The sequence below is a fragment of the Burkholderiales bacterium genome, from assembly GCA_023511995.1.
Classification (GTDB): Bacteria; Pseudomonadota; Gammaproteobacteria; order Burkholderiales; family Thiobacteraceae; genus Thiobacter.
Genome location: JAIMAL010000015.1, coordinates 18,322 through 37,779, shown reverse-complemented (window position 1 = coordinate 37,779; position 19,458 = coordinate 18,322). Strand labels below are relative to the sequence as shown.

General features: G+C 65.9%; 23 protein-coding genes and 1 riboswitch. Of the genes, 20 read left to right on the top strand and 3 right to left on the bottom strand.

Features of this window, described 5'->3' with window-relative positions; translation table 11 throughout:
- Positions 1–2 precede the first annotated feature (2 nt).
- The 10 genes from K6T56_08870 (at position 3) to K6T56_08825 (ending at position 7,882) form a co-directional block, all read left to right on the top strand.
- Positions 3–698, top strand: a complete 696-nt coding sequence (locus tag K6T56_08870) for a 4Fe-4S dicluster domain-containing protein (GenBank protein MCL6556456.1) — start codon at positions 3–5, stop codon at positions 696–698.
- 5 nt (positions 699–703) lie between these two features.
- Positions 704–1,633 (top strand): dimethyl sulfoxide reductase anchor subunit, encoded by a 930-nt coding sequence (locus tag K6T56_08865; GenBank protein ID MCL6556455.1) that lies wholly within the window; start codon positions 704–706, stop codon positions 1,631–1,633.
- Positions 1,634–1,706: 73 nt separating this feature from the next.
- Entirely contained in the window at positions 1,707–2,030 is a 324-nt protein-coding gene (locus tag K6T56_08860; GenBank protein MCL6556454.1) for a rhodanese-like domain-containing protein, read from the top strand.
- A 108-nt stretch (positions 2,031–2,138) separates the two neighbouring features.
- Positions 2,139–2,366 carry a sulfurtransferase TusA family protein gene (locus K6T56_08855; GenBank protein ID MCL6556453.1) on the top strand — a complete coding sequence of 76 codons (228 nt, stop codon included), beginning with the start codon at positions 2,139–2,141 and terminating at the stop codon, positions 2,364–2,366.
- Positions 2,367–2,448: 82 nt separating this feature from the next.
- A complete protein-coding gene (locus K6T56_08850; protein MCL6556452.1) occupies positions 2,449–2,958 on the top strand; it encodes a DsrE/DsrF/DrsH-like family protein in 510 nt (169 codons plus the stop codon).
- 143 nt (positions 2,959–3,101) lie between these two features.
- Positions 3,102–3,542 carry a glycine cleavage system protein GcvH gene (gcvH, locus tag K6T56_08845; GenBank protein ID MCL6556451.1) on the top strand — a complete coding sequence of 147 codons (441 nt, stop codon included), beginning with the start codon at positions 3,102–3,104 and terminating at the stop codon, positions 3,540–3,542.
- A 32-nt stretch (positions 3,543–3,574) separates the two neighbouring features.
- Entirely contained in the window at positions 3,575–4,666 is a 1,092-nt protein-coding gene (locus K6T56_08840) for a hypothetical protein (GenBank protein MCL6556450.1), read from the top strand.
- Positions 4,659–5,720, top strand: a complete 1,062-nt coding sequence (locus K6T56_08835; protein MCL6556449.1) for a lipoate--protein ligase family protein — start codon at positions 4,659–4,661, stop codon at positions 5,718–5,720. The genes K6T56_08840 and K6T56_08835 overlap by 8 nt, the downstream gene beginning before the upstream one ends.
- Before the next feature lie 7 nt (positions 5,721–5,727).
- Entirely contained in the window at positions 5,728–6,789 is a 1,062-nt protein-coding gene (locus K6T56_08830) for an NAD(P)/FAD-dependent oxidoreductase (GenBank protein ID MCL6556448.1), read from the top strand.
- A complete protein-coding gene (locus K6T56_08825) occupies positions 6,782–7,882 on the top strand; it encodes a radical SAM protein (GenBank protein ID MCL6556447.1) in 1,101 nt (366 codons plus the stop codon). The genes K6T56_08830 and K6T56_08825 overlap by 8 nt, the downstream gene beginning before the upstream one ends.
- Before the next feature lie 58 nt (positions 7,883–7,940).
- On the opposite strand, the gene metF is transcribed toward K6T56_08825, so the two are convergent.
- The 3 genes from metF to metK all read right to left on the bottom strand — a co-directional run bounded on the left by metF (position 7,941) and on the right by metK (position 11,545).
- The gene (gene metF, locus K6T56_08820) at positions 7,941–8,774 is read right to left on the bottom strand and encodes a methylenetetrahydrofolate reductase [NAD(P)H] (GenBank protein ID MCL6556446.1); all 834 of its coding nucleotides are present in this window, start codon (positions 8,772–8,774) and stop codon (positions 7,941–7,943) included.
- Between the two features lie 91 nt (positions 8,775–8,865).
- The gene (gene ahcY / locus K6T56_08815) at positions 8,866–10,275 is read right to left on the bottom strand and encodes an adenosylhomocysteinase (GenBank protein ID MCL6556445.1); all 1,410 of its coding nucleotides are present in this window, start codon (positions 10,273–10,275) and stop codon (positions 8,866–8,868) included.
- Positions 10,276–10,289: 14 nt separating this feature from the next.
- A riboswitch (S-adenosyl-L-homocysteine riboswitch) is annotated at positions 10,290–10,368 on the bottom strand.
- Positions 10,369–10,384: 16 nt separating this feature from the next.
- A complete protein-coding gene (gene metK / locus K6T56_08810; GenBank protein ID MCL6556444.1) occupies positions 10,385–11,545 on the bottom strand; it encodes a methionine adenosyltransferase in 1,161 nt (386 codons plus the stop codon).
- Between the two features lie 81 nt (positions 11,546–11,626).
- On the opposite strand from metK, the gene K6T56_08805 reads away from it, so the two are divergent.
- From K6T56_08805 to K6T56_08760, 10 genes are read left to right on the top strand one after another with little or no spacing between them, the layout of a single operon-like run.
- Positions 11,627–12,475, top strand: coding sequence for a lysophospholipid acyltransferase family protein (locus tag K6T56_08805; GenBank protein MCL6556443.1), 849 nt, complete (start codon positions 11,627–11,629; stop codon positions 12,473–12,475).
- The gene (locus K6T56_08800; protein MCL6556442.1) at positions 12,472–13,353 is read left to right on the top strand and encodes a lipid A biosynthesis acyltransferase; all 882 of its coding nucleotides are present in this window, start codon (positions 12,472–12,474) and stop codon (positions 13,351–13,353) included. The genes K6T56_08805 and K6T56_08800 overlap by 4 nt, the downstream gene beginning before the upstream one ends.
- Positions 13,350–14,024 (top strand): methyltransferase domain-containing protein, encoded by a 675-nt coding sequence (locus K6T56_08795; protein MCL6556441.1) that lies wholly within the window; start codon positions 13,350–13,352, stop codon positions 14,022–14,024. The genes K6T56_08800 and K6T56_08795 overlap by 4 nt, the downstream gene beginning before the upstream one ends.
- Positions 14,024–14,443, top strand: coding sequence for a CoA-binding protein (locus tag K6T56_08790; GenBank protein ID MCL6556440.1), 420 nt, complete (start codon positions 14,024–14,026; stop codon positions 14,441–14,443). The genes K6T56_08795 and K6T56_08790 overlap by 1 nt, the downstream gene beginning before the upstream one ends.
- Positions 14,421–15,431 (top strand): sel1 repeat family protein, encoded by a 1,011-nt coding sequence (locus K6T56_08785; GenBank protein ID MCL6556439.1) that lies wholly within the window; start codon positions 14,421–14,423, stop codon positions 15,429–15,431. The genes K6T56_08790 and K6T56_08785 overlap by 23 nt, the downstream gene beginning before the upstream one ends.
- Positions 15,432–15,433: 2 nt before the next feature.
- A complete protein-coding gene (dapF, locus tag K6T56_08780; GenBank protein ID MCL6556438.1) occupies positions 15,434–16,336 on the top strand; it encodes a diaminopimelate epimerase in 903 nt (300 codons plus the stop codon).
- Entirely contained in the window at positions 16,333–17,001 is a 669-nt protein-coding gene (locus K6T56_08775) for a DUF484 family protein (GenBank protein MCL6556437.1), read from the top strand. The genes dapF and K6T56_08775 overlap by 4 nt, the downstream gene beginning before the upstream one ends.
- Positions 16,913–17,881, top strand: coding sequence for a tyrosine recombinase XerC (xerC, locus tag K6T56_08770; GenBank protein ID MCL6556436.1), 969 nt, complete (start codon positions 16,913–16,915; stop codon positions 17,879–17,881). The genes K6T56_08775 and xerC overlap by 89 nt, the downstream gene beginning before the upstream one ends.
- A 49-nt stretch (positions 17,882–17,930) precedes the next feature.
- A complete protein-coding gene (locus K6T56_08765) occupies positions 17,931–19,115 on the top strand; it encodes a class I SAM-dependent methyltransferase (GenBank protein ID MCL6556435.1) in 1,185 nt (394 codons plus the stop codon).
- Positions 19,100–19,456 (top strand): hypothetical protein, encoded by a 357-nt coding sequence (locus tag K6T56_08760; protein ID MCL6556434.1) that lies wholly within the window; start codon positions 19,100–19,102, stop codon positions 19,454–19,456. Before K6T56_08765 ends, K6T56_08760 begins: the two co-directional genes overlap by 16 nt.
- The last annotated feature ends 2 nt before the right edge of the window (positions 19,457–19,458 follow it).

Here is a 19,458-nt window from a genome sequence, read left to right as displayed (position 1 = left end):
AAATGCGTTTGGGACTCGTGATCGATCTGGATGTCTGCGTGGGCTGCCATGCCTGCGCCATCGCCTGCAAACAGTGGAATGCCTCCGGCACCACCGGACCGCTCTCCGACTATGAGCCCTACGGGGCCGAGCCGTCCGGCGTTTGGTTCAACCGCATCCGCCACTTCGAGGTGGGCGAGTATCCCCACAACAAGACCATCAACTTCCCCATGTCCTGCATGCACTGCGAGGATGCCGCCTGTGTCACCGTCTGCCCCACGGGCGCGTCCTACAAACGCGCCGAGGATGGCATCGTCCTCGTCGATCAGGACAAATGCATGGGGTGCAACTACTGCTCCTGGGCCTGCCCGTACGGCGCCCGGGAGCTCGACCGCGCCAGCGGAACCATGAAGAAGTGCACCCTCTGCATCGACCGCATCTACGACGAGAATCTGCCCATCGAGGAACGCCAGCCGGCCTGTGTGCTCACCTGTCCGGCGCATGCGCGCATGTTCGGCGACTTCGACGACCCCGATTCCGCTGTCTCGCGCGCCGTGCGGGAGCGCGAGGGCTATCAGTTGCTGCCGGAGCTGGGCTACAACCCCACCAACCACTACCTGCCGCCGCGCAAGGCGCCGCCGATCCCCACGGAGAACCTGGGCAAGCCTGGCTTCAAAGAGCGGCTAAAGAATTTTGCGAACCGGATCGTCAAGAGGTAAGCACCGTGCATCCCGCATTCAGTGTCATTTTCTTCACTGTGAGCTCCGGCGCAGGCTTCGGCCTGTTCGCCCTGCTCTATGCCGCCGATCTTTTCCGTCTGGGCGGGGGGCTTGCGCCGAAACAGGTGGCCCTGGGCGGTGGCATCGCCCTCATCCTCATCATTGCCGGGCTCATTTCCTCCGTGGGCCATCTTGCCAATCCGAAGAATGCCTGGCGGGCCTTCAGCCGCTGGCGCACCTCCTGGCTGTCGCGGGAGGGCGTCTTCGCCGTCGCCTTCTTTCCCTTCGGCTTCGGTTATGTGGCCCTTGCCTTTCTCCACGCCGACTGGGAGTCGCTACGGCTTGCGCTGGGGGGCGTGGCGACCCTCCTTGCCTGGGCCACGCTCTTTTCCACCAGCATGATCTACGCCTGCCTGAAGACCATCCGCCAGTGGAACACGCCGCTGGTGCCGGCCAATTATCTGGCCCTGGGGCATTACACGGGGGCCTTCATCCTGCTGCTGGTGGCAAGCGCAGCCGAAGTGGATGCCGCGCCTTACCGGCAGTGGGTGCTTTTCTTCCTCATCGCGGCGGCTGCCCTCAAGGGTCTCTACTATTTCTGGATTGGCAGCCCGGTGGCGACCTCCACCATCCAAACCGCCACCGGATTCACCCGCGCCCAGGTGAAACTCCTGGACGCCGGGCATACCCACGGCACCTTCCTCACCCAGGAATTCGGCTTCAGGATCGCCCGCCGCTGGGCGTGGGCGCTGCGGATTTTCGTCTTCCTCGCGGCCTTCCTGATTCCTTTGCTTTGGCTCCTTGACGGGCGGAGTCTCTCCGGAGGCGCGGTCGCCGCCCTCATTGCCCTGAGCGGCGTTTTGGCCGAGCGCTGGCTGTTCTTTGCCGAGGCGCGGCATGTGGTGAACCTCTACCACGGGGCCCAGCGTTGTTAGAGAGGGTTGAAAATGCCCAGAACAACGGTATATTAGCGTCCGTTAATATACTTCGTGGAGGACGATCATGTTCATGAGTTTCGGTATCAAGGAAGTGGATCCCCTGACCGTGCAGCGCATGCAGGCGGAGGGGGAGGTGGTGTTGGTGGACGTGCGCACCGAGGCGGAATTTGCCGCCGGCGCCATTCCCGGGGCGCGCTTTTTGCCGCTCCATCTCCTTCCCCTGGCGGGCGATGAGCTGCCCAAGGACAAGCCGGTGGTCTTCTACTGCCGCAGTGGGGCCCGCTCTGCCCAGGCCTGCGCCTACATGGCCAACAAGGGCTACGATCAGGTGTACAACCTGGCGGGCGGCATCATCAACTGGGCGCGGGCGGGGTTGAAGCTCGCCGCGGCGTGAAGGCCCCCGTGGCGGGTGTTGTCAGACGCGGCCAACTGGATTATAAATAACCGTTTATCGCATATTCGTGGTTGCGAATTTTTTCATAAACCCTTCTGGAGGCTCACCATGCACTTTGACAAAGAACTCGATGCGCGCGGCCTGAACTGCCCGCTTCCCATCCTGCGCACCAAGAAAGCCCTTGCCGAGATGTCCAGCGGCCAGATCCTCAAGGTCGTCGCCACCGACCCCGGCTCCGTCAAGGACATGCAGGCCTTCGCCAAACAGACCGGCAATGAACTGGTGTCCTCCGCCGAGTCCGGTGGGGAGTTCACCTTCTTCATGAAGAAAAAATAATCCCCATCCGCGCACTTGCCCATAACAATCACAACGGTTGGACAGGAACGGGCGTGATTCAACCCTGAGAGGAGGCACCCCCATGGAAGACAAGAAGCTGGCGATCATCGCCACCAAAGGCACGCTCGACTGGGCCTATCCGCCCCTGATCCTGGCATCCACCGCCGCGGCCCTGGGTTATACGGTGCAGGTCTTTTTCACCTTCTACGGCCTGCAGATCCTGCGCAAGGACCTGAGCGGTCTCAAGGTGAGCCCCTTGGGCAACCCCGGCATGCCCATGAAAATGCCCTTCGGGCCGAAATGGTTCCGCTCCATCAACTGGAACATCCCCAATGCGATCCAGGCCATCGTGCCGGGTTTCGAATCCCTCGCCACGGCCCTGATGAAAAAAACCGTCGCCAACAACGGCGTGGCCACCATTGAGGAACTGCGCACCCTCTGCCGTGAGGCGGACGTGAAATTCATCGCCTGCCAGATGACCGTGGACCTGTTCGGTTTCGAGCACGATGATTTCATCGATGGCCTGGAATACGGCGGCGCCGCGACTTTCTTCGAATTCGCCGGCGAATCGGATATCTGCCTGTTCATCTGAACGGGCGGCGCGGCGGCGAAAAACCGGTGGGTTGCGGCTCACCGGTTTTTTTGTGCCCCTTGCCCCATCAGGGTCGAGGCGGCGCACGGAGTAGGTTAAAATCTCATCACCTCGGGCGCAGCGCATGCGTCCGGAAGCCTCCCATGAGCACGGTACGCGGCTGCCCTTTCCCAGACGATCTCTACTACGACGTGGATTCCAACGTGTGGTGTCGCCGTGAAGCGGATGGCACCGTCAGCGTCGGGATGACCGCCTACGGGGTGGCGCTGGCCGGTCCCATCGTCGCCTTCACGCCGAAGGCTTTGGGCCGCCGGGTGGATCAGGGACGGTCGGTGGCCACCGTGGAGTCGGGGAAATGGGTAGGGCCGGTGAAGGCACCGGTGAGCGGCGAGATCATCGCCATCAATACGGCCCTGGAAGCACAGCCAAGCCTCATCAACGAAGACCCCTACGGGCAGGGATGGTTGGTGCGCATCGCACCTGCCGATTGGGACGACGAGGTGGATACGCTTCTCACCGGCGAGGCGGCGCTGGCCGCCTTCGAGGTGAAAATGGAGGCGGAAGGCTTCACCGGTTGCGCGTAGGGCGGGCAACCGCGGGCGCGCGGGAGGAGGCAATGACCCACAGTCTGGCCGATGCGGACGGCGTGCTGGATGCTCTCGACGGGGTAAGGCTGGATAAAGACCTCGTGCGGGCCTTGAGCCGCGCGGCGGTGCCCACGCCCATCACCTTTCATATCCCAAGCTTCAAGACCTTTGCCTCGGGGGAGATTGGGCCTGTTGCTGCGCGCTGGCCGGCGGTGTCCATCACCGGTGGCGAGTGCGCCCTTGCCTGTGACCACTGCAAGGCGAAAATCCTGCAACCCATGATCCCGGCGCGCACCCCGGAGGTTCTGTGGGAGATCGTCAACCGCGAGATCGCCCGTGGTGCCTCCGGGATGCTCCTCACCGGCGGCTCCAACCGGCGCAACGAGGTGGACTACAGTGGCCATCTGCCGATCCTGCGCCGCATCAAGGACACCTTCCCCGATTTCCGCATCGCTGTTCACACCGCCCTCACCGATTTGCCCCGCGCCCGCGCATTGCGGGAGGCGGGCGTGGATGTGGCCATGATGGATGTCATCGGCGCCCAGGATACCCTGACCCAGGTGTATCACCTGAAACGGCCGGTGGCCGATTTCGAAGACAGCCTCGCCTCCCTTCTGGAAAGCGGGCTGCGGGTGGTGCCCCATATCGTGCTGGGGCTCCACTACGGCCGCTTCTTGGGCGAGTGGCGGGCGCTGGAGATGGTGGCCCGTCACCGCCCCCATGGGCTGGTGCTGGTGGTGGCCATGCCCTTCTACGCGCCGCCCACCCGCCCCTTTGCCACACCCGATGCGCAAGAGGTGGGTCGTTTTTTCCTCGAGGCGCGCGCTGCCCTGCCGGACATTCCCCTCGCCCTGGGCTGTGCGAGACCGCCGGGACGGGTGCGGCTTGCCATCGATGCCTATGGCGTGCTCGCGGGGCTCGATGCCATCGCCCATCCGGCGGAGGGCGTGGTGGAACTTGCCCTGCGTCTGGGGCGGCCGGTGCGCATTGGCGCGGGTTGCTGCTCGCTGCCGCCGGCGCTCGCCGGAAGTCACACCCTCCCCGTGGATGAAGCCACTTGGGCTTTGCAGCGCAGGCCCGCTTCTTCCCGTTTTCCCCTGCCGGTGGTCTGTCATGGCTGAAGTCTGGCGGCTCCTGGATACCGGCCTGCGCCCGGCGGCGGAAAACATCGCCTTGAACCGCGCCCTCCTGGAGGCACGCGCCGCCGGCGAGGTGGGCAACACCCTGCGCTTCCTGCGCTTCATGCCCTCCGCTCTGGTGGGTTTCCACCAGAATCCGGAACAGGAACTGGACCTCGACTACTGCCGCCGGGAGAACATCGCCGTGCAACGGCGCCTCACCGGTGGCGGCGCCATCTACTTCGATGCGAGCCAACTGGGGTGGGAGCTGTATTGTGACCGGCGCGATTTTGGCAAAAGTGATCTCGCGGCCATCGCCCGGGTGATCTGCGAAGCCGCGGCCAAGGGCATCTCCCGCCTGGGGGTGGCCGCCCGCTTCCGCCCCCGCAACGACATCGAAGTGGCGGGGCGCAAGATTTCCGGTACCGGCGGCGTCTTCGAAGGGGATGCCCTGCTCTACCAGGGCACGTTGCTCATCGATGTGGAGGTGGAGCGTCTGCTGCGGGTGCTGCGGCTGCCGGTGGAGAAACTGGCGGACAAGGCCATCGCCTCGGTGCGGGAACGGGTGGTGTCCCTGGCGGAACTGCTGGGAGCGAGGCCCCCCGTGGCGGAGGTGCAGGCTGCGCTGGTTGAATCCTTCAGCGAGGCCTTCGGCGTGCGTTTTGCCGAAGGGGGGCTCACCGCCGCCGAGGAGGCGCGCTTTGCCGCAGCGCTCAAGGAGATCGATGACGAGGCCTGGGTGCATGGCCTGCAGAAGCGGGGCCAGGTGCCGCGGGTGGAGGCGGTGCGCAAGTTCCCCGGCGGACTCGTGCGCGTGGGTCTGGCCTACGACCGGCTGCGGGATCGGGTGATGCAGATCCAGTTCACCGGGGATTTCTTCGTCTCCCCCCGGCGCGCCATTTTCGACCTGGAGGCGCGGCTGCGGGATGTCAAGGGGGAGGCGCTGGCGGACGCCGTGCAGGCGTTCCTTGCCGGCGGTGGGGTGGACCTGGGCGGGCTTGCCCCCACCGACTTCGCCGAGGTGGCGCGGGAGGCGCTCCAGCGGGCGCGGACATGAGGCGGACATGATGGAGCGGGTGGATGTGCTGGTGGTGGGCTGTGGGCCGGCAGGGGCGGCCGCCGCCGCGGCGGCGGCGGAAGCCGGGGCGAGGGTGCTCGTGGTGGAAAAGCGGCAACGGGTGGGCGTGCCCGTGCAATGCGCGGAATTCATCCCGCTGCCCCTGGCCGCTGCCGCGCAGGCGCCGGGCGTGGTGAAGCAGCGGATTTCCGGCATGAACACCTGCCTGCCCTCGGGGCGTTGGGTGCACACGGTGGCGGGCGGACTCATGATCGATCGCGCCGCCTTCGACCGGCATCTCGCCCATCGGGCGCAGGCGGCGGGTGCAGCCCTTGCCACCGGCACCGCCCTCATCGCCCTCGATGCCGCGGCTCGCGTGGCCTGCCTGAAAGACGGGCACGGCGTAAGGCAGGTGGGCTACGGTGCGCTGGTGGCGGCGGATGGTCCCCTCTCCCGTGTCGGGCGGCTTTTGGGACTTGTTCCCCTTGTCCTGTTGTGGACCCGCCAGTACACCTTCCGCTTAGCCCGCGCCCATGCCGATACCGATGTGTGGCTGGGGGAGGATTTCCCGGGCGGCTATGCCTGGTTCTTCCCCCGGGGCGGGACGGTCAATGTGGGCCTGGGGTTGGCCGGCCCGGCCGAGCAGCTCAAAGGGCGCCTCACGCGCCTTTGTGACCACCTCATCGCCCAGGGCCGGCTGCAGCCCCCCGTCCTTTCCCGCACGGGCGGGGCCATTCCGGTGGGCGGGCTGCGCCCACGGCTGGTGACCCAGGGCGTGGTCTTCGCCGGCGATGCGGCGGGCCTCACCCATCCAGTGAGCGGGGCGGGCATTGCCGCCGCGGTGGACTCCGGGGCCCAGGCGGGGCGCGCTGCGGCCGCCTGGGTGGGGGGCCGCCGGCACGCCCTCGGCGACTACGAAGAGGCGGTGCGGGAGGTGTATGGTCCCAGTCTTGACCGGGCGCTGGCGCGCCGGCGTGAGCTGTGGCGCAAGGCGAAACGGAGCGATGAGGACTTCCGGCGCGGCTGGGTTGGCTTTGCCGAATATTTTGCGCGGGATGGCGATGAATAGACTGCAGCGTTCCCCCGAATACGTGCAGATGAGCACGGCGGCGGCGATCACCCTGGGCATGCTCCCCGGGAGGATGTATCGCACCGAGTGCACCCATTGTCTCAATCTGCTGCTTACCTATGCGGAAGGCTGCCGCGCCAACTGCGCCTACTGCGGGCTCGCCCGGCACCGGGAGGAGGCACGGGATTACGCCGAGCGCAATTTCATCCGCGTCGACTGGCCCCTCGCCCGCTACGACGAGGTGATCGCCCGCGTCAGGGCGGGCGCGGATCGCGGCCGTTTCCAGCGCATGTGTATTTCCATGATCACCCATCCGGATTCCGATGCCGACACGCGGGTGCTGCTGGATAAATGGGTGCGGGCGCTGCCCCACATTCCGGTTTCCATCCTTTCCAACCCCACCACCATGAGCCGCAGCGATCTCGTGGAGCTGAAGGCGTTGGGCGCGGACATCTTCACCGTGGCGCTGGATGCGGTCACCCCGGAGATTTTCGAGCGTACCCGCGGCCGCACCGTGGACAGTCCCCACCGCTGGGAGAAATACTGGCAGGCCATCGAATGGGCGGCGGAGGTGTTTGGCCCGGAGCGTTTCGGCGTCCACCTCATCTGCGGCATGGGGGAGACGGAGCGGGAACTCCTCAGCCTTTGCCAGAAAATCCGCGACATGGGCGGCCACACCCATCTTTTCGCCTTCTTCCCCGAGCGCGGGTCGCTGATGGAGGACTGGCCCGCCTGCGATGCGGGGCAATGGCGCCGCGTGCAGCTCGGCCGTTATCTCATCGATCACGCCGGCGGCCGTGTCGAGCGCATGGGCTTCGATGCAGAAGGCCGTGTCATCGACTTCGGTTTTGCGCGCAACGCGCTCGATTCCATCATCGACAGTGGCAGACCCTTCCGCACCTCGGGCTGTCCGGGGCCGGAAGCCGACATCTCCGCCTGCAACCGTCCCTACGGGGACTCCAGCCCCTCCGACATCCGCTCCTATCCCTTCCCCCTCGTCCGCCAGGACGTGCTCCTCGTGCGCCGGCAGCTTGGCGCCCTGCCGGCGTGCTCTGGCCGGCCGGCCTCCCCTGCATGGTCGTGTGGGGAATAGCGGGCCGCGGGCAGGCTGAAGCCTCCCCTGGGGCAAGGCGCGGGAAGCCAAGGCGTGCCTAGAGTCCCAGCCGCTGCCAGATGGTGGCGGTGGGGCCGGCCTGATTGAGGGTATAGAAATGCAGCCCCGGCGCGCCGCCTTCCAGCAGGCGGGCGCACAGGTCGGTGACCACGTCCAGCCCGAAGGCGCGCAAGCCGTCGAGGTCGTCGGCCATGCCCTCCAGGCGTTTGCGCAGCCAGCGGGGGATTTCCGCCCCGCAGGCATCGGAGAAGCGGGCAAGCTGCGCGTAATTGGTGATGGGCATGATGCCCGGCACGATGGGGATTTCCACGCCCAGCGCCCGCACGTCATCGACGAAGCGGAAATAGGCATCCGCGTTGTAGAAATACTGGGTGATGGCGCCGTTGGCGCCGGCTTCCACCTTGCGCCGGAAATTGAGCAGGTCCTCGCGGGCGCTCCTCGCCTGGGGATGGAATTCGGGATAGGCCGCCACCTCGATGTGGAACCAGTCGCCGGTCTCCTGCCGGATGAAAGCCACCAGTTCGTTCGCATAGTGGAACTCGCCGGGATCGGCCATCCCCGAGGGCAGGTCGCCGCGCAGGGCGACGATGCGGCGGATGCCCTGTGCCTTGTAGGTGGCCAGCACTTCGCGGATGCTTTCGCGGCTCGCGCCGATGCAGGACAGATGCGGTGCGGCGTTGAAGCCCTCGGCCTGGATTTCCAGCACTGTCTCCAGGGTGCGGTCGCGGGTGGAGCCGCCGGCGCCATAGGTGACGGAGAAGAAGGCCGGCTGCAGACGCGCAAGCTGGCGCCGCGTGGCCCGCAGCTTTTCCACGCCCTCGGGGGTCTTGGGCGGGAAGAACTCGAAACTGAAGGTGCGCTTGTCAGACATGTCTCACCACGGCGTGCCCAAAGTGCGCAGCTTCCGGAGATCGCGGTCGGCTTTGGCTCTGAGGCTTCCCCATCCTCCGGGCTCCAGGGCTTCAGTAACGGTAATGCTCGGCCTTGTACGGGCCTTCGATGGGTACACCGATGTAGGCCGCCTGTTCCGGCGTCAGCACCGTGAGTTCGGCGTTGAAGCGCTTGAGCTGCAGGCGTGCCACTTTCTCGTCCAGCTTCTTCGGCAGCGTATAGACGCCAATGGGATATTTGTCGGTGTGGTTGAAAAGCTCGATCTGCGCCAGGGTCTGATTGGCAAAGGAAGAGCTCATCACATAGCTGGGATGTCCGGTGGCGCAGCCCAGATTCACCAGCCGGCCCTTGGCGAGGAGGATGATCCGTTTGCCATCGGGGAAGATCACGTGATCCACCTGCGGCTTGATCTCCTCCCACTGGTATTTTTCCAGGCTGGCCACGTCGATCTCGTTGTCGAAATGGCCGATGTTGCAGACGATGGCCTGGTTTTTCATCCTCAGCATGTGCTCATGGGTGATCACATGGTAATTGCCGGTGGCAGTGACGAAGATGTCCGCCTTGTCGCACGCATAATCCATCGTGACGACGCGGTAGCCTTCCATGGCCGCCTGCAGGGCGCAGATGGGGTCGATTTCGGTGACCCACACCTGGGCGCAGAGGGCGCGCAGGGCCTGTGCCGAACCCTTGCCCACGTCCCCATAACCGCACACCACGGCGATCTTGCCGGCGATCATCACGTCGGTGGCGCGCTTGATGCCATCCACCAGAGATTCGCGGCAGCCGTAGAGGTTGTCGAACTTGCTCTTGGTCACCGAGTCGTTGACGTTGATGGCCGGGAAGCGGAGTTCCCCCCGCGCGTGCATCTGATAGAGGCGGTGAACCCCGGTGGTGGTTTCCTCGGTGACCCCCTTGATGTGGCGGATGCGTGTGGAATACCAGGTGGGATCCTGCTTGAGCCGCCGGCGGATGGTATCGAAGAGGATGGACTCCTCCTCGCTCGTGGGATGGGCGAGCACCGTCGGGTCCTGCTCGGCGCGGGTGCCCAGATGCAGAAGAAGCGTGGCATCGCCGCCGTCGTCGAGGATCATGTTGCTGAAGCCGCCATCCGGCCACTCGAAAATGCGGTGGGTGAATTCCCAGTATTCCTGCAGCGACTCGCCCTTGTAGGCAAAAACGGGAATACCCTGTGCGGCGATGGCGGCGGCGGCATGATCCTGGGTGGAGAAGATGTTGCAGGACGCCCACCGTACTTGGGCACCCAAGGCGACCAGGGTTTCGATCAATACCGCCGTCTGGATGGTCATGTGCAGGGACCCGGAGATGCGCGCGCCTTTCAGGGGCTGGCTTGCCGCATACTCCTCACGGATGGCCATGAGCGCAGGCATCTCGCTTTCGGCGATGGCGATCTCCTTGCGCCCCCAGTCGGCGAGGGAAAGATCGGCGATTTTGAAATCGGTGAAATTGGCAGGTGCGTTCATCACGGTCTCCTGAAAATGAACGGGCGCCGTTGCCAGGACACGCTCCGCCGAGCCTGGCCTGCCGTGCGGCAGGTCGCAGCGCCCCTCGGCGGCGTCCCCCTTGTGTGATTCAAAGCCCGGCGTCGGCCCGCAAGGCCTCGACCTTGTCGGTGGCCTCCCAGGTGAATTCCGGTTCGTCGCGGCCGAAATGCCCGTAGGTGGCCGTGCGCGTGTAGATGGGGCGCAGCAGGTCCAGGCTTTGGATGATGCCCTTCGGCCGCAGGTCGAAATGTTTTTCGATGAGCCCGACGATGCGCTCGTCGGCAAGCCGGCCGGTGCCGAAGGTGTTCACCATCAGCGAAACGGGCTTGGCCACCCCGATGGCATAGGCCACCTGCACCAGGCATTTGCGGGCGAGCCCCGCGGCGACGATGTTCTTCGCCACGTGACGCGCCGCGTAGGCCGCCGAACGGTCCACCTTGGAGGGGTCCTTGCCGGAAAAGGCACCGCCCCCGTGGGGGGCCGCGCCGCCATAGGTATCGACGATGATCTTGCGCCCGGTCAGTCCCGTATCGCCATGGGGCCCGCCGATGACGAAACGGCCGGTGGGGTTCACCAGATAGCGGGTTTGTTTGCGCATGCCTGCCGGGATCACAGGTTTGACGATCTCCTCAATCACCGCCTCGGTGAGCACGGCGTGGGAGACTTCCGGATGGTGCTGGGTGGAAATCACCACCGTCTCCACGCTGGCGGGCTGGCCGTCCACATAACGGATGGTGACCTGGGATTTCGCATCCGGCCGCAGCCAGGGCAGCCGCCCGTCCTTGCGCAGCTCCGCCTGGCGTTCCATCAGCCGGTGGGCGTAGTAAATGGGCATGGGCATGAGCTGCGGGGTTTCATCGCAGGCGAAACCGAACATGAGGCCCTGATCCCCCGCGCCCTGGTCGAGGAAGAGGCCCTCCCCTTCGTTCACGCCGATGGCAATGTCCTGGGATTGTTTGTGCACGCTGGTCATCACCGCTGCGGTTTCATAATCGAAGCCGATGGCCGGATCGTCATAACCGATGCGCTTGATGGTGTCGCGGGCAATCTGGCTGTAGTCCACCACGGCACCGGTGGTGATCTCGCCCGCCACTACGCAGAGATTGGTCGTCACCAGCGTTTCGCAGGCTACGCGGGAATGGGGGTCCTGGGTTAAGATCGCGTCCAGGATCGCATCGGAAATCTGATCGGCCACCTTGTCCGGATGACCTTCGGACACCGACTCGGAAGTGAACAGAAAATCGCTCATTTTGCCGTTTCTTTTTTGGAAGTTCACAAGAATTCAGCAGGATACCACATTGCCCCGGCGCTTCCCAAGCGCGGCCGTGTCATGGCCTTTGCGCTGAGACTCGCGGCGCGGCTGCCCCTGCGCTTCTGGCACGCCTGCGGCGCCGTCCTGGGTTATCTCGCCTGGGCCGCCTCCCCCCGCTATCGCCGGCGACTCAAGGAAAATCTCCAAAATAGCGGCATCGCACCGGATGCGCGGGCGCTGCGACGACTGCGCCGGCAGGCGGTGGCCGAGGCGGGCAAGGCGTTGGGCGAACTCATCGTGTTGTGGGGACGGCCGCTCGATGAAGTGGCGCGCCTCGTTGCCACCTGTGAGGGCTGGGAGCACGTGGAGGCGGCGCAGGCGGGCGGCCGGGGCGTGATCTTCCTCACCCCCCATCTCGGCTGCTTCGAGGGGGCCGCGCTCTACGCTGCAAGCCGGCTTGCGCTGACGGTGCTCTACCGTCCGCCGAAGCTTGCCCGCCTCACGGGCCTGATGGAAGCGGGCCGCAGCCGCGGGGGGCTGAAGCTTGCCCGCACGGACTTGAGTGGCGTGCGCCAGCTTCTGGCCGCCCTTGCGCGGGGTGAGGCGGTGGGCATCCTGCCGGATCAGGTGCCAGCGGCGGGGCAGGGGGTGTGGGCACCGTTTTTCGGCCGGCCCGCCTACACCATGACCCTGGCCGCGAAACTGGCGCAGCGAAGCGGTGCGCCGGTCCTCTTCGCCGTGGCGCGGCGTCTGCCGAAGGGGAAAGGCTATGCCCTCACCATCACACCGCCGCCGCTGCCTTTCACCGGCGAGCCGGTGGAGGACGCCCGGCGCCTCAACGCGGCCATCGAAGCCCTGGTGCGCAGCTGCCCGGGGCAGTATCTGTGGAGTTACAACCGCTACAAGGGACCCAGCAAGCCGCGATGATGGTGCGCCTGGGCATTTTTCTCGTCTGGCTGGTGCATTTCCTGCCCCTTGCCTGGCAGAATCCTCTGGGCCAGGCGCTGGGGCTTGCCTTCTACGTTTTGGGGCGGGAGCGCCGGCGGGTGGCGGAGATCAACATCGGCCTGTGTTTCCCCGAGCTCTCGCCCAATGAGCGCAAACGCCTGGTGCGCCGCCATTTCCGCGCCTTCGGCCGCAGTTTCCTGGAACGCGGTATTCTCTGGTGGTCGTCCGCGGACCGCATCCGCCGCCTGGTGCGCATGGAGGGCGTGGAACACTGGCAGGCGGTGCGCGGCCGCCCCGTCATCTGGTTCGCTCCCCATTTCGTGGGGCTGGACATGGGTGGGGCGCGCCTGGCGCTGGAAGCCAACGCCGCTTCCATGTACAGCGCGCAGAAGAATCCGGTGTTCGACCGCCTGCTTCTGCGCGGCCGCACCCGCTTCAACGAGCAACGGCTGTTTTCCCGCCAGGACGGTGTACGGGAGGTGGTGAAGGTGATCCGCGCTGGCGTACCGTTTTATTATCTGCCCGACATGGATTTCGGTCCCCGTGATTCCATTTTCGTGCCCTTCTTCGGTGTTCCGGCGGCGACCATCACGGGGCTTTCGAGGCTCGCCCGTCTCGGCCAGGCGGTGGTGTTGCCGGTGGTGACCCGCCAGTTGCCCGGTGGTCAGGGTTATGTGCTGCGCTTTTATGCGCCGTGGGAGAATTTTCCCAGCGATGATGTCGAGGCCGACACCCGTCGCATGAATACCTTCATCGAAGCGCGGGTGCGGGAAATGCCGGAGCAGTATTTCTGGCTGCACAAGCGCTTCAAGACCCGGCCGCAGGGTCTGCCAACCCCCTACACGGAGGCAAAGTGATTCCCCGCATTCCCGAACCCGAACTGATGGACGATGCGGAACAGGCCCGCGCCTATGCCGAGGCGAATTTTGCCGAACCCCATGAGGCCTTCGTCGCCCACTTCCGCGCCCGCTTTCCGGATTTCGAGAAAGGCCAGGTACTGGATCTGGGTTGCGGGCCGGCGGATGTGACGGTGCGTTTTGCGCGAGCGTATCCCCGCTGCGGGATCACCGCGCTGGACGGTGCGGCCGCGATGCTGGCCTGGGCGCGGCGGCGGCTCGAGGAAGAAGGCCTCACCGGCCGCGTCCGGCTTGCCGAGGTGCGGCTGCCGGCGGCGCTTCCCGGCGGCTTCGACGCGGTGATTTCCAACAGCCTGCTGCATCATCTTGCCGACCCCATGGTGCTGTGGCAGAGCATGCGCGCTGCCGGGCGGCCGGGGGCGTGTGGCTTCGTCATGGACCTGATGCGGCCTTCCTCGCCCGCAGCGGCACAGGAACTCGTGGCACGGCATTGCGGGGCGGCGCCGCCGGTATTGCGGCGGGATTTCGAAAACTCCCTGTTTGCCGCCTACACGCCGGAGGAAGTCGCCGCCCAACTGAAACAGACCGGCCTCGATGACTGGCGTGTGGAAGTGGTGAGCGATCGGCACTGGGTGGCCTGGGGCCGCTTGTCGCCCGCGAAAGGATCCTGATGGGTTTTTCCAATCCGCCGCCGGAGGTGATCCGCGATCTTCTCTCCCGCGTGAAGACCATTGCCGTGGTGGGACTCTCCCCCAAGCCGGATCGTCCCAGCCATAAGGTGGCGCGCGCGCTAAAAGCGCTCGGCTATCGCATCATCCCGGTGCGGCCCGGCGTGGCCGAAGTGCTGGGGGAGAAGGCCTATGCGCGGCTTGCCGACGTGCCGGAAAAAATCGACCTGGTGGATGTCTTCCGCGCCGCGGAACACCTCGATGCCATCGTCGATGAATGCCTCCGCCTTGGCATTCCCGCCATCTGGATCCAGGAAGGCATCGTCAACGAGGCGGCGGCCGAGCGGGCGCGCGCAGCGGGGCTCCTCGTGGTCATGGACCGTTGCATCTACAAGGACCATGTGGCGTATCTTGGGGCGTGAGGCGGGGCGGCTCATTGCTGCGGCGTTCTTTGCCATCGGTGTGGTGCGTGCCGATGAGCTTTCCCAGGGAATCACCGCCTACCACGCGCGTGATTACGCGGAGGCCTTCGTCCGCCTCGCGCCTCTCGCGGAAAGGGGCGTGCCGGAGGCGATGTATGTGCTGGGGGAGATGTATCGCAAGGGCGAGGGACTGGTGCAGGACCGGGCAGAGGCGCAAAACCTCCTGCAGCGGGCGGCGGAGGCGGGGCATGTGCCCGCGGCGCTGGCCCTTGCCCAGCTCTTCGAGGCGGAAGGGGAAGGGCAGGATCTTGCCGCGGCTGTCACCTGGCTGCGCCGCGCCGCCCAAAGCGGCAGCGACGAGGCCTGTTTCCAACTGGGGCTCTACCACATCCGCGTCGAAGCCCACCGGGATTTTCCGGAAGCGGCGCTGTGGCTGCGCCGCGCCGCGGAGAAGGGGCATGCGGAAGCCCAGTATTTCCTTGGCCGTCTGCTCCTCGATGGGCGGGGATTGTCGGCCAACGTGGACGAGGCCCGTGCCTGGTTCCAACTCGCGGCGCGTCAGGGGCATGTGCGGGCGCAGCGTTTTTTGCGCGTGCTGGCCCTGCCGGACACGCCCGACCGGGGCCTTGCCTTGCGGGAGCTGCGGCGGCAGCTTGCCGCCGGCGTGGCGCGCCTGACCGGCGTGGCCACTGATCCGGGCTATGGCGGGCGCGACGATCCCATCCGCGCCGGCAGCGATTACGGCGCCCAGTGGGCTTATCTCAACGCACTGCGGGGGCCCCACGGAGAGGTGGTGCACTACCGCAGTCTCGGCCCCTGCTGCTTCTTCGTCCACCCGGATGCGCCGCGGGGGCGCGCTTTCCTTGACCGCTACGAAGTGGAGTATGACGGCGCGCCGCCGGTTATACTCCACTTCACCCTGTTTGCCGGCGACACCCGCCTGGAAGCCCCCGCCGGTTTCAGCTACTTGCGGCCCACCGGGGAATGAACATGCCGCTTCGCTTCACCAAAATGCACGGCCTGGGCAACGACTTCGTCGTCTTCGATGCCATTCACCAGCAGGTTGCGCTCACGCCGGAGCAATGCCGCTTTCTCGCCGATCGTCATTTCGGTGTGGGCTGTGACCAGATTCTGCTGGTGGAACGGCCGACGGTGGCGGATGCGGACTTCCGTTACCGCATCTTCAACGCCGATGGCGGTGAGGTGGAGCAGTGCGGCAATGGTGCGCGCTGCTTCGTGCGCTTTGTGCATGACAAGGGGTTCACCCGGAAAAAACAGATTCGCGTCGAGACCCGCGCCGGCATCATCGTGCCGCGGCTGGAGGACGATGGGCAGGTGACGGTGGACATGGGTGTGCCCCGTTTCGAGCCGGAGGCCGTGCCCTTTCTCACCGACCGCCGCGCACCCACCTACCTGTTGAGTGTGGGGGCGAAAATCGTCGAGGTGTCGGTGCTGTCCATGGGCAATCCCCACGCGGTGCAGGTGGTGGAGGACGTCGCCCACGCGCCGGTGGCCCACGATGGGCCATTGATCGAGCACCATCCGAGCTTCCCCAACCGGGTCAATGCCGGGTTCATGGAAGTGGTGCGTCGCGATCACATCCGCCTGCGGGTGTGGGAAAGAGGCGCGGGCGAAACCCTGGCCTGCGGCACCGGTGCCTGCGCCGCAGTGGTGGCGGGCATCACCCGTGGCCTGCTCGATCACCGCGTGCGCGTCAGCATGCGTGGCGGGGACCTCACCATCCGCTGGGCGGGCGATGGCCGGCCGGTGCTGATGACGGGGCCGGCGGTGACGGTCTTCGATGGTGAGATCGAGCTTGCCGATACGCCGGGCTCGCCGCTTGCTTTATACTGCGCACATCGCTGGCACGCACAGGACGAAGGAGCACGATGAAACTGGAAGCGGAAGACGTGGCGCGTTATCTGCGGGAGCATCCGGAATTCTTCGAAACCCACGCGCACCTGCTCACGGAAATCAACATTCCCCATCCCCACGGCGGACGCACCATCTCGCTGGCAGAGCGGCAGCTCATCGCCCTGCGGGACAAGAATGCCCTCCTGGAATCCAAGCTGCGGGAGCTGATCCAGTTCGGCGAGGAAAACGACGCCCTGGGCGAGCGGGTGCATCGCTTCAGCCTGGCGCTCCTGATGGCCACCAGTCTCGAATCCACCCTGCAGGCCATCCACTACAACCTGCGCGAGGATTTTGCCGTCCCCCACGTGGCCATGCGGCTGTGGGAAGGACAGAACCTTCATCCGGAACTCAGCGAGTTTTCCGGCACCAGCAAGGAACTGCGGGTCTATGCGGAAAGTCTCGCCAATCCGGTATGTGGCTCCCATGCCCTCTATGAGACGGGCACCTGGTTTGGTGAACACGCTTCGCGCCTGAAATCCTTCGCCATGGTGGCCCTGCGCGCGGAGCGCGTCTTCGGCTTCCTGGTGCTGGCGAGCGAAGACCCCCAGCGTTTCTATCAGGGCATGGGCACCCTCTATCTCAAGCGGCTGGGGGAGCTCATCAGCGTGGCCCTCAAGCGTTATCTGCCGGGTGAGCACGCCTGAAACCCCGGCCCTGGCGGCCTTTCTCAGCCATCTCGCCAACGAGCGGCGGCTTTCCGCGCACAGCGTGGCCGCCTACCGGCGTGATGTGGAAACCCTCCTCGCGCTGGCCGGGGACACGCCCCTTGCCAAGCTCAGTGTGCATCACATCCGGCGTTTCCTCGGCGTGCTGCACGCGCGGGGCCTGTCCGGCAGGTCCCTTGCGCGCATGCTCTCCGCCTGGCGCACCTTCTACCGGTGGCTTGCCCGGGAAAGGGGACTGCCCCACAATCCCTGCCAGGGGCTGCGCGCCCCCAAGGCGGAAAAGAAGCTGCCCGCCGCGCTGTCACCGGATGCCGCTGCGCGCCTCATGGAGGTGGAAGGGGACGACCCCCTTGCCCGGCGGGACCGCGCCATGCTGGAGCTCTTCTACTCCTCCGGTCTGCGCCTGTCGGAGCTCACGGCGCTCGCGGTGGGCGACGTGGACCTGGCGGCGGGGGAGGCGCGCGTCACCGGCAAGGGGGCGAAAACCCGCGTGGTGCCCGTGGGGCGCCATGCCCTGGCGGCGCTTCGGGCATGGCTTGCCGTGCGCGACCGTTGGGCTGCGCCCCGGGCTTCCGCCCTTTTCGTCAGCCGGCGCGGCGATCCCTTGACGCCGCGCGCGGTGCAGTTGCGTCTCGAACACTGGGCAAAGCGCCTGGGACTTGGCCAGCATGTGCATCCCCACACGCTGCGCCATTCCTTCGCCTCCCATGTGCTGCAATCCAGTGGCGATTTGCGGGCGGTGCAGGAAATGCTGGGCCATGCCAACATCGCCACCACCCAGGTCTATACCCATCTCGACTGGCAGCATCTGGCCAAGGTGTACGACGCGGCCCATCCCCGGGCGAAGAAGAAGGCCTAGCGAAGAAACGCCGCGTCTGTTCCCGCGGGGAGTAAAACGGAAGCTTTCCATGACCGCCAGCCTGATCCTCGTCCCGGGCCGCGAGAAATCCCTGAAGCGCCACCACCCCTGGGTGTTTTCCGGTGCCATTGCGCGGGTTGAGGGTAAGGCGGAGGCGGGTGAGACCGTGGCCCTCGTTTCGGCTTCCGGCGAATTTCTCGCCTGGGCCGCCTACAATCCCCGCTCGCAAATTGCCGCCCGGGTCTGGTCCTGGCGCAGCGAGGAGACGATCGATGCGGCCTTCTTTGCCCGCCGCATCGCCACCAGTGTCGCTGCCCGCAGCCACCCGGCGCTCGATCCCCACTGTTGTCGCCTGGTCTATGGCGAATCCGATGGTCTGCCTGGCGTGATTGCCGACCGCTACGGCGACACAGTGGTACTTCAGCTTTCCACCGCCGGGGCGGAAGCCTGGCGTGAGGTCATTGCCGATGCCCTCCTCGCCCTGCCGGGGGTTGGCCGGGTGTTCGAACGCTCCGATGTTGACGTGCGCGCCCTGGAAGGCTTGTCCCCGCGGGTGGGCCCGTTACGAGGCGATGCGCCGCCGGCGGTCATCGAAATCGAGGAGGGCGGTTTGCGCTTTCTCGTGGACGTTCAGCGGGGGCACAAGACCGGCTTTTACCTCGACCAACGCTTGAACCGGCTGCGCGTGGGGCGGCTTGCCCGCGGCCGCAGCGTGCTCAATTGCTTCAGCTATACGGGGGGCTTCAGCCTGCACGCTCTGGCGCAGGGGGCGGTTCAGGTCACTTCCATCGACAGTTCCGCCGAAGCACTGGCCTGGGGGCGTCGCCAGGCCGCCCACAATGGCTTCCCGCCGCAAGCCGCGGACTGGGTGGAGGGTGACGTCTTCCGCGTCCTGCGCGAATTGCGGGATGCGGGCCGGCGCTTTGGTCTCATCATCCTCGATCCACCCAAGTTCGCCCCCACGGCGGCACAGGTGGAAAAGGCCGCGCGGGGTTACAAGGACATCAACCTGCTCGCCTTCAAACTGCTGGAGCCCGGTGGCTGGCTTGCCACCTTCTCCTGTTCCGGCGGGGTGTCGGAGGAACTCTTCCAGAAGATCGTTGCCGGAAGCGCCCTGGACGCGGGGGTGGAAGCCGCCATCGTCGAACGTTTCACCCAGGCGCCGGATCATCCGGTGCACCTCGCCTTTCCCGAGGCGGCTTATCTCAAGGGGTTGCTATGTCGCGTGAATTGAATCTGCCTGCGGCTGCGCGTGCCTTGGGCACGGCCGAATTCGCTGAGGTGCTCAAGGCCGAACTGGAGGCCCTGCCCGCCGACGCCCTGCCGCTTGAGGCGGCGCTTACCCACACCAGCCATGTGGCGGACCGACCCCATCAGGTGGTGGTGCTTGCCCATCGTCCCGGAGACGATGGGGTGTTCATCCGCGTGGGCGTGTTCTATGAGGGCATCATCGCTGGCTGCAGTTGTGCCGATGATCCCACGCCGGTGGAACCGCAGACGGAATATTGCGAGCTTCACCTCTGGCTCGATCCCGCAAGCGGCCGCGCCCGTGTGCTGGAGACGCCCCAGCCCTGATT

Coding starts and splice junctions, on each gene's coding strand:
- K6T56_08870 (MCL6556456.1), top strand. CDS start 3: ATGCGTTTGGGACTCGTGATCGATCTGGATGTCTGCGTGGGCTGCCAT.
- K6T56_08860 (MCL6556454.1), top strand. CDS start 1,707: ATGAGTTTCGGTATCAAGGAAGTGGATCCCCTGACCGTGCAGCGCATG.
- K6T56_08855 (MCL6556453.1), top strand. CDS start 2,139: ATGCACTTTGACAAAGAACTCGATGCGCGCGGCCTGAACTGCCCGCTT.
- K6T56_08850 (MCL6556452.1), top strand. CDS start 2,449: ATGGAAGACAAGAAGCTGGCGATCATCGCCACCAAAGGCACGCTCGAC.
- gcvH (MCL6556451.1), top strand. CDS start 3,102: ATGAGCACGGTACGCGGCTGCCCTTTCCCAGACGATCTCTACTACGAC.
- K6T56_08840 (MCL6556450.1), top strand. CDS start 3,575: ATGACCCACAGTCTGGCCGATGCGGACGGCGTGCTGGATGCTCTCGAC.
- K6T56_08835 (MCL6556449.1), top strand. CDS start 4,659: ATGGCTGAAGTCTGGCGGCTCCTGGATACCGGCCTGCGCCCGGCGGCG.
- K6T56_08830 (MCL6556448.1), top strand. CDS start 5,728: ATGATGGAGCGGGTGGATGTGCTGGTGGTGGGCTGTGGGCCGGCAGGG.
- K6T56_08825 (MCL6556447.1), top strand. CDS start 6,782: ATGAATAGACTGCAGCGTTCCCCCGAATACGTGCAGATGAGCACGGCG.
- metF (MCL6556446.1), bottom strand. CDS start 8,774: ATGTCTGACAAGCGCACCTTCAGTTTCGAGTTCTTCCCGCCCAAGACC.
- ahcY (MCL6556445.1), bottom strand. CDS start 10,275: ATGAACGCACCTGCCAATTTCACCGATTTCAAAATCGCCGATCTTTCC.
- metK (MCL6556444.1), bottom strand. CDS start 11,545: ATGAGCGATTTTCTGTTCACTTCCGAGTCGGTGTCCGAAGGTCATCCG.
- K6T56_08805 (MCL6556443.1), top strand. CDS start 11,627: ATGGCCTTTGCGCTGAGACTCGCGGCGCGGCTGCCCCTGCGCTTCTGG.
- K6T56_08800 (MCL6556442.1), top strand. CDS start 12,472: ATGATGGTGCGCCTGGGCATTTTTCTCGTCTGGCTGGTGCATTTCCTG.
- K6T56_08790 (MCL6556440.1), top strand. CDS start 14,024: ATGGGTTTTTCCAATCCGCCGCCGGAGGTGATCCGCGATCTTCTCTCC.
- K6T56_08785 (MCL6556439.1), top strand. CDS start 14,421: ATGTGGCGTATCTTGGGGCGTGAGGCGGGGCGGCTCATTGCTGCGGCG.
- dapF (MCL6556438.1), top strand. CDS start 15,434: ATGCCGCTTCGCTTCACCAAAATGCACGGCCTGGGCAACGACTTCGTC.
- K6T56_08775 (MCL6556437.1), top strand. CDS start 16,333: ATGAAACTGGAAGCGGAAGACGTGGCGCGTTATCTGCGGGAGCATCCG.
- K6T56_08765 (MCL6556435.1), top strand. CDS start 17,931: ATGACCGCCAGCCTGATCCTCGTCCCGGGCCGCGAGAAATCCCTGAAG.
- K6T56_08760 (MCL6556434.1), top strand. CDS start 19,100: ATGTCGCGTGAATTGAATCTGCCTGCGGCTGCGCGTGCCTTGGGCACG.